Annotated in this window: 18 protein-coding genes; 7 read left to right on the top strand and 11 right to left on the bottom strand. The window is 65.9% G+C overall.

The window, feature by feature from the left end:
• Nucleotides 1–45: 45 nt before the first annotated feature.
• The 3 genes from phoU to R4P95_RS10880 are packed head-to-tail and all read right to left on the bottom strand — an operon-like array spanning nucleotide 46 to nucleotide 1,519.
• A complete protein-coding gene (gene phoU, locus R4P95_RS10890; RefSeq protein WP_109329850.1) occupies nucleotides 46–696 on the bottom strand; it encodes a phosphate signaling complex protein PhoU in 651 nt (216 codons plus the stop codon).
• A 39-nt stretch (nucleotides 697–735) separates the two neighbouring features.
• On the bottom strand, nucleotides 736–1,005 hold the full coding sequence (locus tag R4P95_RS10885) for a DUF4235 domain-containing protein (protein WP_159922312.1): 270 nt from the start codon (nucleotides 1,003–1,005) through the stop codon (nucleotides 736–738).
• A 52-nt stretch (nucleotides 1,006–1,057) separates the two neighbouring features.
• Complete coding sequence (locus R4P95_RS10880) at nucleotides 1,058–1,519, bottom strand: SRPBCC family protein (protein ID WP_159922314.1); 462 nt, start codon at nucleotides 1,517–1,519, stop codon at nucleotides 1,058–1,060.
• Nucleotides 1,520–1,654: 135 nt separating this feature from the next.
• Between R4P95_RS10880 and R4P95_RS10875 the strand changes: the two genes are divergently transcribed.
• The 3 genes from R4P95_RS10875 to R4P95_RS10865 are packed head-to-tail and all read left to right on the top strand — an operon-like array spanning nucleotide 1,655 to nucleotide 3,563.
• A complete protein-coding gene (locus R4P95_RS10875) occupies nucleotides 1,655–2,977 on the top strand; it encodes an NAD(P)/FAD-dependent oxidoreductase (protein ID WP_317744855.1) in 1,323 nt (440 codons plus the stop codon).
• A gap of 45 nt (nucleotides 2,978–3,022) precedes the next feature.
• Complete coding sequence (locus R4P95_RS10870; RefSeq protein ID WP_213572127.1) at nucleotides 3,023–3,346, top strand: GNAT family N-acetyltransferase; 324 nt, start codon at nucleotides 3,023–3,025, stop codon at nucleotides 3,344–3,346.
• Nucleotides 3,339–3,563, top strand: a complete 225-nt coding sequence (locus R4P95_RS10865) for a hypothetical protein (protein ID WP_213572126.1) — start codon at nucleotides 3,339–3,341, stop codon at nucleotides 3,561–3,563. The genes R4P95_RS10870 and R4P95_RS10865 overlap by 8 nt, the downstream gene beginning before the upstream one ends.
• A gap of 43 nt (nucleotides 3,564–3,606) precedes the next feature.
• On the opposite strand, the gene R4P95_RS10860 is transcribed toward R4P95_RS10865, so the two are convergent.
• Complete coding sequence (locus R4P95_RS10860) at nucleotides 3,607–4,299, bottom strand: HAD family hydrolase (RefSeq protein ID WP_213572125.1); 693 nt, start codon at nucleotides 4,297–4,299, stop codon at nucleotides 3,607–3,609.
• A 117-nt stretch (nucleotides 4,300–4,416) separates the two neighbouring features.
• Here R4P95_RS10860 and R4P95_RS10855 point away from each other — a divergent pair, with 117 nt between their 5' ends.
• Nucleotides 4,417–4,881 (top strand): SRPBCC family protein, encoded by a 465-nt coding sequence (locus R4P95_RS10855; RefSeq protein WP_317744857.1) that lies wholly within the window; start codon nucleotides 4,417–4,419, stop codon nucleotides 4,879–4,881.
• Between the two features lie 17 nt (nucleotides 4,882–4,898).
• Here R4P95_RS10855 and R4P95_RS10850 read toward each other — a convergent pair whose 3' ends face one another.
• The 4 genes from R4P95_RS10850 to R4P95_RS10835 all read right to left on the bottom strand — a co-directional run bounded on the left by R4P95_RS10850 (nucleotide 4,899) and on the right by R4P95_RS10835 (nucleotide 6,541).
• Nucleotides 4,899–5,168 carry a hypothetical protein gene (locus R4P95_RS10850; RefSeq protein WP_249353762.1) on the bottom strand — a complete coding sequence of 90 codons (270 nt, stop codon included), beginning with the start codon at nucleotides 5,166–5,168 and terminating at the stop codon, nucleotides 4,899–4,901.
• Nucleotides 5,169–5,252: 84 nt separating this feature from the next.
• Nucleotides 5,253–5,714 (bottom strand): DUF6098 family protein, encoded by a 462-nt coding sequence (locus R4P95_RS10845; protein ID WP_213578012.1) that lies wholly within the window; start codon nucleotides 5,712–5,714, stop codon nucleotides 5,253–5,255.
• A 62-nt stretch (nucleotides 5,715–5,776) separates the two neighbouring features.
• The gene (locus R4P95_RS10840; RefSeq protein WP_159922324.1) at nucleotides 5,777–6,019 is read right to left on the bottom strand and encodes an acyl carrier protein; all 243 of its coding nucleotides are present in this window, start codon (nucleotides 6,017–6,019) and stop codon (nucleotides 5,777–5,779) included.
• Nucleotides 6,020–6,097: 78 nt separating this feature from the next.
• Entirely contained in the window at nucleotides 6,098–6,541 is a 444-nt protein-coding gene (locus R4P95_RS10835) for a DUF4383 domain-containing protein (RefSeq protein ID WP_213578010.1), read from the bottom strand.
• Nucleotides 6,542–6,774: 233 nt separating this feature from the next.
• On the opposite strand from R4P95_RS10835, the gene ctaD reads away from it, so the two are divergent.
• Nucleotides 6,775–8,538, top strand: a complete 1,764-nt coding sequence (ctaD, locus tag R4P95_RS10830; RefSeq protein ID WP_317744858.1) for a cytochrome c oxidase subunit I — start codon at nucleotides 6,775–6,777, stop codon at nucleotides 8,536–8,538.
• 260 nt (nucleotides 8,539–8,798) lie between these two features.
• Here ctaD and R4P95_RS10825 read toward each other — a convergent pair whose 3' ends face one another.
• Nucleotides 8,799–9,227 (bottom strand): STAS domain-containing protein, encoded by a 429-nt coding sequence (locus R4P95_RS10825; protein WP_213572122.1) that lies wholly within the window; start codon nucleotides 9,225–9,227, stop codon nucleotides 8,799–8,801.
• Nucleotides 9,228–9,510: 283 nt separating this feature from the next.
• Between R4P95_RS10825 and R4P95_RS10820 the strand changes: the two genes are divergently transcribed.
• Both R4P95_RS10820 and R4P95_RS10815 read left to right on the top strand, forming a co-directional pair.
• A complete protein-coding gene (locus R4P95_RS10820; protein ID WP_317744860.1) occupies nucleotides 9,511–9,942 on the top strand; it encodes an ATP-binding protein in 432 nt (143 codons plus the stop codon).
• Nucleotides 9,943–10,052: 110 nt separating this feature from the next.
• Entirely contained in the window at nucleotides 10,053–10,301 is a 249-nt protein-coding gene (locus R4P95_RS10815; protein WP_159922334.1) for a DUF6480 family protein, read from the top strand.
• 18 nt (nucleotides 10,302–10,319) lie between these two features.
• Here R4P95_RS10815 and R4P95_RS10810 read toward each other — a convergent pair whose 3' ends face one another.
• Both R4P95_RS10810 and R4P95_RS10805 read right to left on the bottom strand, forming a co-directional pair.
• A complete protein-coding gene (locus R4P95_RS10810) occupies nucleotides 10,320–10,469 on the bottom strand; it encodes a hypothetical protein (RefSeq protein WP_213572120.1) in 150 nt (49 codons plus the stop codon).
• 73 nt (nucleotides 10,470–10,542) lie between these two features.
• On the bottom strand, nucleotides 10,543–11,607 hold the full coding sequence (locus R4P95_RS10805) for an NAD-dependent epimerase/dehydratase family protein (protein WP_317744861.1): 1,065 nt from the start codon (nucleotides 11,605–11,607) through the stop codon (nucleotides 10,543–10,545).
• Nucleotides 11,608–11,628 lie beyond the last annotated feature (21 nt).

Raw genomic sequence — 11,628 nt, 5'->3', positions numbered from 1 at the left:
TGTTGAGGCGTACCCATGAGCCCAGATTCCGAACCGCTTCTACCGCTAGCCCTGGTCGGGGAGGACTCCGGTCTCGAGGAAGATCACCCGCCTGCCGATTTCGACGGTGTGATCGCAGAATCTTTCGTAGAATCGGCCGAGGAGGGTGATGTCGACCGCAGCCTTGACACCGTGTGGCCAGTCCTCGGCCTGCGTGATCGCGAAGAGTCCGCGATGCAGGTCGTCCATCGTGTCGTCGGCGGTCAACAAACCCCTGGCGCGTTCGGGGTCGCGGTGCTGCAGGACCTGCTCGGTTTCCTCGGCCTGGGCCACCGCGACCGCACCCATCCGGGTGAACACCTCGAGCACCTCGTCCGGGACGACATGCTCCGGATGCCGTCGGCGGACGATCTTCGCGATGTGCACCGCGAGGCCACCCATCCGATGCAGGTCGGCGGAGATGTGGAGACCGCCCACCATGAATCGGAGGTCGTGAGCGACCGGTGCCTGCAACGCCAGCAGTGAGAACGCGCGCTGTTCCCAGCGGGACGCGGCTGCGTCGAGCTCGCCGCTCACGTCGATGACGTGCTCGGCGAGCCCTAGGTCCGCCTGCAGCAACGCACCGCTGGCCTCCCGCATCGCCGTCACGGTGAGTCGGCACATAGCAGCCAGGTCACCGGCGAGACTGTCGATGTTCTCCGCGAATCGTGTGCGCATCGGGTCAGCCTAGGTGTGTTCTGTAGCAATTGCGTTGCACTAGCGGGGGTCCGCGTGCGCGAGCTTGCGGTATCCCCGCGCCCCTGCCCGGTCGACCGCAGCTCGGACCAGACCGAAAATCGTGCCCTGCACGGCGGCGGCGATGAATACCTCGCGATCGGTGCGGGAGAGATCCTTCGGGTCCGGCGCCTCCGGTTCACCAGCCACGCGCTTCCACACCTGGCCGAACACCGCGCCCGCCAGTATTCCGCCGCCGACACTCGCGGCGAGGGCCAGTGGTTTGTACATCACTTTCGATACGGCACTCATGTTCTCGTCCTTTTGCGGTGTCGTCGCGGGTCGCGGTAGTCGGTGATCTTTCTCAGGGGCCGGGGCGATCGACCTCACCGCGCCACGCATCGGTCTCGGTGCCACGGGACTCGATGAACTCCTTGAACCGGGCCATGTCGCCTTTCACTCTCTTGCCGAGCACACCCAGCTTGTCGGCCACGTTCTCGACGAACCCGTCTGGGTCGACGTCCATCTGCGCCGTCACGCGTGTCTTGTCGTCGTCCAGACGGTGAAAGGTGATCACCCCGGCGTGATGGGGGCCGTCATCGGACTTCCATGCCACCCGTTCGTCGGGGTGCTGCTCGGTGATGGTGGCATCGAATTCGCGTTTCACCCCGGCGATCGACACGACCCAATGGACGTGTGTCGGATCGATCTGACGGATTTCGTCGACACCCTCCATGAATCGAGGGAATTCTTCGAACTGCGTCCACTGGTTGTATGCCGTGGTCACCGGAACGGACACGTCCACGGCCTCGGTGATAGTGCTCATTTCGTCTCCTGTCGGTCGGTGTCGCGGTGAACGCGTACCCCGAGGGGGCCCGGGTCAATCCGGCGAGGAGTACCGGGCACGCACGAACCGGCGGCACGTGTTTCAGAATTCCCCGGGTGGGGCAATGCCCCATATATGGCCAACGAATCAACTGGAGGGCCGCCGCGGATCGTCGTGGTGGGAAGCGGCTTCGCCGGATTCGAATGCGCGCGGCGGCTTCGGCGCTCGCTGCGCGACACCGGCGCCCGCATCATCATGGTCTCGCCCAACGACTACATGCTCTATACCCCGTTGTTGCCCGAGGTGGCGGGCGGCATTCTGGACGCCCGGTTCGTCACCATCGCCTTGTCGGACGCGCTCCCCGGCGTCGAACTCGTCCGGGGCGCTGTCGATTCCATCGACCTCGACAATCGCACCGTGCACGTCACCGATTGCGAGGCGGGTGCGGAGACGCTGTCGTGGGACCGGCTGGTGTTCACGCCCGGCTCGGTGACGCGACTGTTCGACATCCCGGGCCTCCTCGACCACGGTCGGGGACTGAAAACGCCCGCGGAGGCGCTGTACTTCCGTGACCAGCTCCTCACTCAACTCGAGATGGCCAGCCGCGACACCGATCCGCGGGACGCGCGGGCGCGGCGGACATTCGTCGTGGTGGGCGCGTCCTACGCCGGGACGGAGTTGATCGCCCAACTGCGTGCTCTGGCCGACAGCGCGGCCGCCCGCCAGGGCCTCGACCCGACCGCGGTCCGGTTCGTGCTTCTGGACGCCGCCGACAAAGTGATGCCGGAAGTGGGGGACAAGCTCGGTGCCCAGGTGCTCGACGTGCTGCGGTCGCGCGGTATCGAGGTGCGGCTCGAGACGACGCTGACCGAGCTCACCGAGAACAGCGTGACACTGAGCGACGGCACTGTGGTCCCCACCCGCACGGTCGCCTGGGTGACCGGAGTGACCGCGAATCCTCTCGTCGACTCGCTCGGCCTGCCCACCGAGAAGGGCAGGCTGAAGGTCGCCGCGGACCTGTCCGTCGAGGGACACCCCGGGGTCTTCGCCGGCGGGGACGCCGCGGCCGTCCCGGATCCGCGCCATCAGGGGTCGATCACCCCACCGACGGCGCAACATGCGGTCCGTCAAGGGCGCACACTCGCCCGCAACGTCGCGGCCAGCCTCGGGGTCGGCGAGGCGAAACCCTATGCGCACCGCGACATGGGCCTGGTGGTCGATCTGGGACCCGGCTTCGCAGTGGCCAACCCGCTCGGCATCCCGCTGTCGGGACTACCCGCGAAGGTGGTGACCAGGCTGTATCACCTCTTCGCCATGCCCTCGCCGGTCAACCGGTGGGCGGTCGGCCTCGCCTATCTCACCGACCTGCTGTTCCCTCGCCCGTTGGTGTCGATCGGCTTGGCCACCGAATCCCGGGCGCAATTCGCGGTCAGCCAGGGCATCGGTGCCCGGAACTGACCGCGGCGCCGAGTACAGAAGGGTCGTCGAAGAGGAAGGAATGCGATGGCATCACAGGTGCAGGACAATCCGCAGCGGAACCGTTATGAACTGATCGAGGACGGTGACGTTGCCGGGTTCATCGAGTATTCGGTGGGCGACGGTGTGCTCACCCTTACCCACACAGAGGTCGGTGACGCGTTCGAGGGCAAGGGGTTCGCGGGCCGGCTGGTGGAGGACACACTCGACGACGCCCGGAGCCGTGGGCTGGGAGTCCTTCCCGAATGCACATACGTGCAGCAGTGGATTCGCAAACATCCGGACTACCGGACTGTGGTACCGGAAAACGATCGGGGCCGGTTCGACCTGGAACGGAGTGACGATGAGTGAGGACAAGAGAACCTTCGTGGCACGGCGCCTCGACGAGGTGATCCACGAGTGGGAGGCGGACGCCCCGCCCGGTTCGGGCACCGGTCAGGCGGACGGGCCGCTGGTGACGGCGCAGCGCCATCGCGCCGAAGTAGACACCGCGACCGACGAACGCGTCGACGAGATCGCCGCCTCGTACCCGGATATCGCCGCGGCCTGGTCCTCGCACCGGCACTGATCGCCGGCGCCGACGGGCGCCGCGCACGTACCGGCGGCGGAGGTCACCGCCCGAAAAGACTTGCGAGCGCACTCGATTCGAGTCCGTCCGCAAGGGCTCGCGCGTCGTCGTACACTTCTTTCGCGCCGGCGTCGAGCAGTTCTCCGCGTGAGATGCCGCCACTGAGCAGACCGATGAACGGCACCCCGGCCTCGGTGGCCGCCTCGGCGTCCCACACGGCGTCCCCGACCATCACCGCGGTGTCGGGTGATGTGGACGATCGCTCCAGTGCGGTCTTCACCACCTCGGGATCCGGTTTCGCCTGTCCGACATCGCCCGAGGACGTGGTGTGCGCGATGTAGGAATCCACGTCCAGAACCGCACGAAGCACCGAGAGTTCGTCCTCGGGTGCGGAGGTCGCCAACACCACCTGCACGCCGCGACGGTGCAACTCGCGGATCAGCTCGCGAGCACCGGGGAGTGGCCGCATACTCGGCTGCAGATCCAGGTAGTACTGCTTGTGCAGCTCCTTCGCCCGATCACCCACCTCGCCGGCGGCGTCGCCCAGCAGGGTGTCGAGCAGCAACTGCGAGTCCAATCCGATGGCGCGGTGTATCCGCCATGCGTCGATGCGATGCCCGACTTCGGCGAACGCACGTTGCCACGCATCGACGTGGAGGTAATTCGAATCCACCAGCGTGCCGTCGACGTCGAACAACGCCGCCGTGGTGCCGGACCCTGACCCGGGATCTGCCACGATGAACCTCCTCGAAAACCGACACGTGTGGTCGAGCAAACCACACGGGTACGATCGCGGCCAGCCGTAGCCCGGGTGGTTTCGCGGGCGCCGGCCCCGGGTATGCGGCTGTCACCGATGCACCAGCGCGAGGGAGTGATCGTCATCAAGGCTCAATGGGATACAACAGCTTCGGTGTCCGCCGTCTGGTCCGTCCTCGCCAATGGGTGGTTGTATCCGTCCTGGGTGGTGGGTGCGTCCCGCATGCGCGCCGTCAACGCGGAGTGGCCCGCCGTGGGCAGTCAGCTGCACCATTCGGTGGGTGTCTGGCCGGTACTCATCAACGACTCGACGGAAGTCCTGGAAGTCGACGAGGAGCGAGAGCTTCGGCTGCTGGCCCGGGCCACGCCCGCGACGAAAGCCGTCGTGCACCTCCAGCTCGAGCCGAGAGGTTCCGGCTGCCACCTCGAGATGGACGAGAAGGTGGCGACGCCACCGCTGAAGTGGATCCCGCGGACGGTGCAGGACGTGGCCGTCTATCCCCGCAACCGCGAATGTCTGCGCCGGCTCGCCTTTCTGGCCGAGCAGACTTCCACCCCCTGACAACCTCCCGACTACTCTCAACGCGGGACGAGTTCGAAGAATGCGCCGTCCTCGCCGGCGTCGGCATCGCGGTAGCGGAAGGCGAGTGCGAACCGGTCGAACGCGGAGAACCAGTCGTCCCACGAGATGCGTTCGAGGGCTTCCTCGGAAGCGCCGCCGGCGAAATCGAGCCGAAGTAAGACGGTCTCCGGGGAGCCGGCGTTGCCGACTCTGGCCGGAGCTCCGTCGTGTCGGTCCACCCACCGCCGGATCTCCATGTGGTCGGTGGTGGTTCGGGTGTCGGTCACGGCGTTCCGGTTCCGGCCGACATCACCGCGACACCAGCTTGAAGAAGGTAAGAGTTTCGGATGCCACCGCAGTCTCCTCTGATGTCAGGCAGTCGAATCTTGGCCCACGTCGAAGCGCTCCCGGTAGCGGTGCGCCGCTTCGTCGAGAACCGAATGGCTCAGTCGGGCGAGAGGCCGGATATCCGTCAGCAGCGGTTCGTGATCCGGGCCTCGCCCGACCACACGGCCTTTGAGTAACCAGGCGAAGCGGTCCTCCTGGCGAGACAGTTCGGCGTACTTGCGGATCCGTCTCGCAACCCAGTCCTCGACCGGCCGGTGCCACCACGGCTCCGGGGAGATGGTGGTCACCGACAATCCGGGCAGGGTGAGTTTGGCCTCGTAATCCTTGCTGGGACCCTCCACCGCGTCGGCCCTGGGCCCCTTGGAGTGACGCAGGTAGACCTCGGAGTCGGAGGCGACGATGTCGGTCAGCGCTTCGAGGCTGTCGATCACCGGAAGATCCTCGTCGCCCACCGGGCGGCTGTGATGATCCGAAGAGCGGATCATCGGCTTCGCCGGGTCGATATCCCCACTCGGCATGTGCGCGTCGGTCATGTACCCACCAACGTTCAGCTCATTGCAGGGCCGGCGTCCGACGATCCGGTCATGTCCTTGAGGAACTCGTGGCAGCGGCGTGCGCGGTCGGAATCTTCCGCCATCACCTGCTCGAAGAACGACGCGATGTCGTCGCGGCCGGCGTTCTTGGCGTCCCGCACATATTGCCCGTAGTCGTGACCGGCCTTGAGCGAATGGTATTGGACGGACACCAGGTCGTAGCTGACGTCGTCGAATCCGGTTTCTCCGGTAGCCATGATGGTCTCCTCTGTTCTCGTTGAAGTCCCGCCGCCCCGTGTGGCGGCGGGCGATCGATGGATAACTCGCGGGCTGGGTTACCGCGGGGGGACCGCGGTGGTGTGTCCGGTCGACCTCAGACGGGGAAGCAGGAGGCCGAGTGCGATCATGCCGACACCAAGGGCGAAGTGCAGCCAGTTGTCCGCAGTGTTCACGGGGACGAAGTTGGCCGCGCTGTCCTGGTCGATGAGGAGTCCGTAAATCCACAGGACCAGGTAGATCGCGCCGCCGCCGACGAGGAAGGCCTTGGCAGTGTTAGCGGCGCGCGCCATGACAATGCCTGCGACGCCGAACAGGATGTGCACGACGTTGTGCAGAATCGACACCTCGAAGATGCCCAGCAGCATGGCGTGCGACTCGTGTCCGGCGACGGCCATCACGTCGTAGTCGGTGGTCACGCCCGGGATGAACCCGAGAATGCCCACCAAGAGGAATACCGCTCCGACCACCAGCGCCGCAATCTGTACGGGTGTGGCGGTCATCGAGCTTCGGGTTGAGGTCGGTCGTGTCATCGCCCTACTCCTTCGGGTGCGTTACCGGTAGTTCGCGGTCTACCCGCCGTATACCTCGCCGCCATCACCTCAAACAGGGAATCCCCAACGTTTTATCGCGTCTTTCGGCTCCCCAGTGGTGGCCGGCGCCGCCTGCAATTCCTGCAGACCTGTGAGGATGGGGTTTACGCTGTAGTCCAATAGTGTCGACCGTGGAGTTGGACATGACGGCAACTGGTGTGCGCCCGATCGAAGCCCGCAGGCCCTATCCGCCGCGTTATCGCCGCAAAGGGTCGTTCATCTACGACATGATCTCGACGACGGACCCGAAGACGCTGGGTTTGATGTACCTGGTCACTGCATTCGGGTTCTTCCTCGCCGGCGGATTGATGGCGATGCTGATTCGCGCCGAGCTCGCGGTGCCCGGCCTGCAGTTCTTGTCGAACGAGCAGTACAACCAGCTGTTCACCATGCACGGCACGATCATGCTGCTGCTGTACGCCACCCCTATCGTCTTCGGCTTCGCCAATTACATCCTGCCGCTGCAGATCGGCGCCCCCGATGTGGCCTTTCCCCGGCTGAATGCCTTCTCCTACTGGGCTTTCCTCTTCGGCGGCCTCATCGCCTTCGCGGGGTTCATCACCCCCGGTGGCGCCGCCGACTTCGGCTGGACCGCGTATTCGCCGTTGACCTCCGCCATACACTCTCCCGGGCTCGGCGCGGACCTGTGGATCATGGGCCTCGCCCTGTCCGGGCTCGGCACCATCCTCGGCGGCGTCAACATGATCACCACGGTGATTTGCCTACGATGCCCCGGGATGACCATGTTCCGCATGCCGATCTTCACCTGGAACATCTTCATCACGAGCATCCTTGTACTGCTTGCCTTCCCGATCCTCACCGCCGCACTCATGGGGCTGGCCGCAGACCGGCACCTCGGAGCCCACGTCTTCGACCCGGCCACGGGCGGCACGATCTTGTGGCAGCACCTGTTCTGGTTCTTCGGGCACCCCGAGGTGTACATCGTCGCGCTGCCGTTCTTCGGCATCGTGACCGAGATTTTCCCCGTCTTCAGCCGTAAGCCGATCTTCGGCTACAACGGCCTGGTCTTCGCAACCATGGCCATCGCGGCCCTGTCGATCGCGGTGTGGGCGCACCACATGTACGCCACCGGCGCGGTGCTGCTGCCGTTCTTCTCGTTCATGACCTTCCTGATCGCGGTGCCCACCGGGGTGAAGTTCTTCAACTGGATCGGCACCATGTGGAAGGGGCAGTTGACCTTCGAGTCGCCGATGCTGTTCTCGGTCGGCTTCATCATCACGTTCCTCTTCGGTGGTCTCACCGGCGTCATCCTGGCCAGCCCGCCGCTCGACTTCCACGTCACCGACAGCTACTTCGTGGTGGCTCATTTCCATTACGTGCTGTTCGGCACCATCGTGTTCGCCACCTACGCCGGCATCTACTTCTGGTTCCCGAAGATGACCGGGCGGATGATGGACGAACGCCTCGGCAAGTGGCACTTCTGGACCACGTTCATCGGCTTCCACGGCACGTTCCTGGTGCAGCACTGGCTCGGGGCCGAAGGTATGCCGCGCCGGTACGCCGACTACCTGCCGCCGGACGGGTTCACCACGCTGAACACGATTTCCACGGTATTCGCTTTCGTTCTGGGGATCTCGACGCTGCCGTTCCTGTGGAACGTCTTCAAGAGCTACCGGTACGGCGAGGTCGTCGCCGTCGACGACCCGTGGGGTTACGGCAACTCGCTCGAGTGGGCCACCACCTGCCCGCCGCCGCGGCACAACTTCATCGAGATTCCGCGGGTGCGCTCCGAGCGTCCCGCGTTCGAGCTGCACTACCCGCACATGGTCGAGACGATGCGGGCCGAAGCGCACATCGGCCCGGGTGGCCACAAGCAGACGGCAGTCGACGTCGAAGACACCGCCCAGCGTTCGGAGGAGCCGGGCGGACCGGCAGGGGACCGGTGAGGCTCCCCGGTGTCGAGGGCGAGGGACGGCGATCAGATGGTCACGGTCTCGCCGCGGTCCACCCGGGCGCGTGGCGGCCGGGCAGGGACGTCACCGTCACCTGCACGTCGTCCTTCGAGTGGGACAGGACGATCACATCGAGGGTGGTAGCTCGTCGATCCGCAGGGCCGGATCCTTCAGGCGCCGTGACACCAGGCCGTACCCGAGGGAACGGTTGCGTTCCCCACAAGGTCAGCAAGACAGTCATCACTGATCGGTCGTCATACGTGCCCGCGAGCATCTATCCAGTCGAGAGCCTTGCGTACGGAGTCGCAGGTGGGGATCATCGTGTCGAGTCCGGTGGCCTGAATGGGACGCAGCACCGCCCGGTTGCCGGCAAGCGCCCAGGTCATGTGCCGCTGCCGCGCGGACTCGGCGAACGTCGAGAGCACCGACAGCGCTGAGGTTCCGACGAAGTCGACACCGGTCATGTCGATGACGAGCGCGGCGTCGTCCTGCGCGAGGTCGGCCAGCGCCAACGCGAACGACGGTGCGGCAAGCACGTCGATGTCACCTGAGATACGGCCTATCGTGGCGCCCCCGGGCGCGGCCGCTTCGACCGCGACACCGATTTCGTGGTCGTGCGCAAGGCGCGATCCCCGGTCGCAGTGCGGTGCGGCCACGGCGCTGACGCTGCGTGAAGATTTCATGACCCTCCGATCGCATGCAATCTGTGGGCGTCCGTGCGCGTCGGTTCATTCCGCGGCGGGGACACACCAACCGCAAGCGTCGGTGGCCCGATGCCACGTACAGGGCGCACAACCTCCGTCCATTGCGCGTCCTGCGGCGTCCGGACTGCGTGCGGCTGTGTTCTCAACCACGCGCGATCAACCCTACGTCCCCGCACGGCACGCTTTCAACCGATTGGCGGTTCCGATCGCTGGGTACGCTGCGCGAAGATCCACGCACCTGCGACCGAAATGTGGAGTGCAGATGGCCGAGATCGGCGAATTCGGGAAGCTTCGAGCGGAGCCGGGTTCACCTGTCGAATTACGGGTGACGGCCGAGTTCGATCAGCTTCCGGTGATCAGGGCGGTAGCCGAAACCCTCGCTGCCCTCGCTGATTTCGGTGCCGACGAGGTAGCGGACATCAAGCTCGCAGTCGATGAGATCGCCTCCGAGCTGATCGGCGCCGTGATCTCCGACGTGGATCTGACGTGTTCGTTCGTGACCTCGGATTCCGCGCTGGCCGTCACGGTGGCGGCCAGAATTCCGGCGGGCAACGTGCCGGACCGCGGGGCCTTCGGGTGGCGCGTCGTGGAGACGGTCACCGACGGCGTGACGGTCACCGAGGGTGAGCTCGATTCGGCGGCACCGGAACGGCAAGTGGCCGTCGAATTCGTCAAACATCGGGGACCGCAATGAGTGCCGGGGGGTTCTGTCCTCGTGTGGACGGTGCGCGGGCGGGTACTCGGCGAGGGTACGCGCGGCTCGTGCTCGCGAAATGTCGACTCAGGACAGGGAGGATCGTCGCCATGACCGCTCAACCCCCGGATCCGGACCCGGCCGAGACCCCCGATCTCGAACCCGGGGGTGGTGTCAGCCCCGGTTCGACCCCACCTGATGCGGCGCAGACCTCGGGGACGTCGTTCTCCGAGCCCCGAACCGGTAGACATTTTCCGCCTACGGGCATCGCGACGATGGTGGCAGTCGGTGCGATCGCCGCTGTGTTCCTGGCAATTGCCGTTCTGCTGATTCTCGACCTCGCCGGCGTGTTCGACTGAGCAGGAACGAGACCCGCGTCAGGTCGGGTCGTCGTCCTCACCCTCGGCCTGATCCGGTTGATGTGTGCCGGACAGCAGATTCTCCGGGTCCGAATCCGGGTCTTCCGCCGGGTCGTAGGGCTTCTCGGACTCACTGCCCGTGCCTGGCGTTCCCGCGTCTTTCGTCATGGCAACTACCCAGTCCTTTCCTTGTCACTCGCGCAGGCGTCGTCACTCGCGCACGGCGTCGCGATGTCCATGGTCATGGCCGCTGACCGATTCCGGTCGCGAATTCCCGGAGCCGACCACCTACCGTGTCCCCGTGCAGGGGTGGCGTGGGCAACCCGGCACCATCGCGCAACCCGCCCAGAAATTCCTCGAGGGTTTCCCGGGGCGTGTAGCGCGGCTGCCACCCCAACTCCGTCCGAGCTCGGGTCGTGTCCATGATCGGCAGCTGCAGAACGGTGTCGAGGAGTCCGGGTGAGGCGGGTACCGCGTGCGTGTGCCACGCCGCCCACAGGGCACCGCGGACCGCGGGCCGCGGAATGGGAATCTGACGGGCCCCGAAAAGTTCGGCGAGGTAGGCGCCGTCCACGGGCGGGTCCGCCGCAAGGTTGAAGGCACCGCGCACCGGCCTGAGTACCGCCTGGACGTATGCCGCAGCCACATCGGTGGTGTGCAGAATCTGCGCACGCAGATCCTCGACGAGGGGAACAGCCGGGATGAGCCCGCTCCGGACCAGCCGGCCGGCCAGCAGGGGCCCGACGAACAACCGACGCTGCGCGGTTGCCGACTCCCGCTTGAAGATGAAGCCTGGACGCATCCGCACCACCCGCATGTCCGGGTTGCTCAGCTCGTACACGTCCAGCCACCGCTCCAGATACGCCTTCTCACGCGGGTAGGCGGCGCCGGGCCAACCGTGGGTGGGCCAGTCCTCGGTGACGCCGGTGTCGGACGGCCCCGGCGAATACGTCGCCACCGAAGAGGCGTACACGAGGGCCGGTACCCGTTCCTCGGCCACGGCCTCGAACACGCGGATGGCACCGAGGACGTTGTTTTCAAAGGTGACCTCCGGCTTGTGGGTGGGCTGGAACAACCAGGCGAGGTGGATGACGGCGTCGGCGCCCCGCACGATCGGCCGGAAGTCGTCGACGCTGGCATCGGCGAATATCCACCGTGTCTTCGAGCAGGTCCAATCGGTGTGCCTGCGCGCTACGCCGACGATCTCTCCGACCGACGGCTCCTCGCTCAACGCCTCGACGATGCTCGTTCCGACATTGCCGGTGGCACCGACGACGACGACCTTCAGCCGCTGCTGCTCGCTCATGGCAGCCGAATACCCACCGAA

The sequence above is a fragment of the Rhodococcus sp. IEGM 27 genome, from assembly GCF_033142305.1.
Classification (GTDB): Bacteria; Actinomycetota; Actinomycetes; order Mycobacteriales; family Mycobacteriaceae; genus Rhodococcus_F; species Rhodococcus_F oxybenzonivorans.
Note: the sequence above shows the minus strand (reverse complement) of the source record. Positions and strands in the feature narration are given on the sequence as shown.

Bases quoted from the DNA above. Each gene is read 5' to 3' on its own strand.
- R4P95_RS10815 (WP_159922334.1), top strand. From the start codon at position 10,053: ATGACCGCTCAACCCCCGGATCCGGACCCGGCCGAGACCCCCGATCTC.
- R4P95_RS10840 (WP_159922324.1), bottom strand. From the start codon at position 6,019: ATGGCTACCGGAGAAACCGGATTCGACGACGTCAGCTACGACCTGGTG.
- ctaD (WP_317744858.1), top strand. From the start codon at position 6,775: ATGACGGCAACTGGTGTGCGCCCGATCGAAGCCCGCAGGCCCTATCCG.
- R4P95_RS10845 (WP_213578012.1), bottom strand. From the start codon at position 5,714: ATGATCCGCTCTTCGGATCATCACAGCCGCCCGGTGGGCGACGAGGAT.
- R4P95_RS10880 (WP_159922314.1), bottom strand. From the start codon at position 1,519: ATGAGCACTATCACCGAGGCCGTGGACGTGTCCGTTCCGGTGACCACG.
- R4P95_RS10810 (WP_213572120.1), bottom strand. From the start codon at position 10,469: ATGACGAAAGACGCGGGAACGCCAGGCACGGGCAGTGAGTCCGAGAAG.
- R4P95_RS10825 (WP_213572122.1), bottom strand. From the start codon at position 9,227: ATGAAATCTTCACGCAGCGTCAGCGCCGTGGCCGCACCGCACTGCGAC.
- R4P95_RS10870 (WP_213572127.1), top strand. From the start codon at position 3,023: ATGGCATCACAGGTGCAGGACAATCCGCAGCGGAACCGTTATGAACTG.
- R4P95_RS10885 (WP_159922312.1), bottom strand. From the start codon at position 1,005: ATGAGTGCCGTATCGAAAGTGATGTACAAACCACTGGCCCTCGCCGCG.
- R4P95_RS10820 (WP_317744860.1), top strand. From the start codon at position 9,511: ATGGCCGAGATCGGCGAATTCGGGAAGCTTCGAGCGGAGCCGGGTTCA.
- R4P95_RS10805 (WP_317744861.1), bottom strand. From the start codon at position 11,607: ATGAGCGAGCAGCAGCGGCTGAAGGTCGTCGTCGTCGGTGCCACCGGC.
- R4P95_RS10865 (WP_213572126.1), top strand. From the start codon at position 3,339: ATGAGTGAGGACAAGAGAACCTTCGTGGCACGGCGCCTCGACGAGGTG.
- phoU (WP_109329850.1), bottom strand. From the start codon at position 696: ATGCGCACACGATTCGCGGAGAACATCGACAGTCTCGCCGGTGACCTG.
- R4P95_RS10855 (WP_317744857.1), top strand. From the start codon at position 4,417: ATGCACCAGCGCGAGGGAGTGATCGTCATCAAGGCTCAATGGGATACA.
- R4P95_RS10835 (WP_213578010.1), bottom strand. From the start codon at position 6,541: ATGACCGCCACACCCGTACAGATTGCGGCGCTGGTGGTCGGAGCGGTA.
- R4P95_RS10875 (WP_317744855.1), top strand. From the start codon at position 1,655: ATGGCCAACGAATCAACTGGAGGGCCGCCGCGGATCGTCGTGGTGGGA.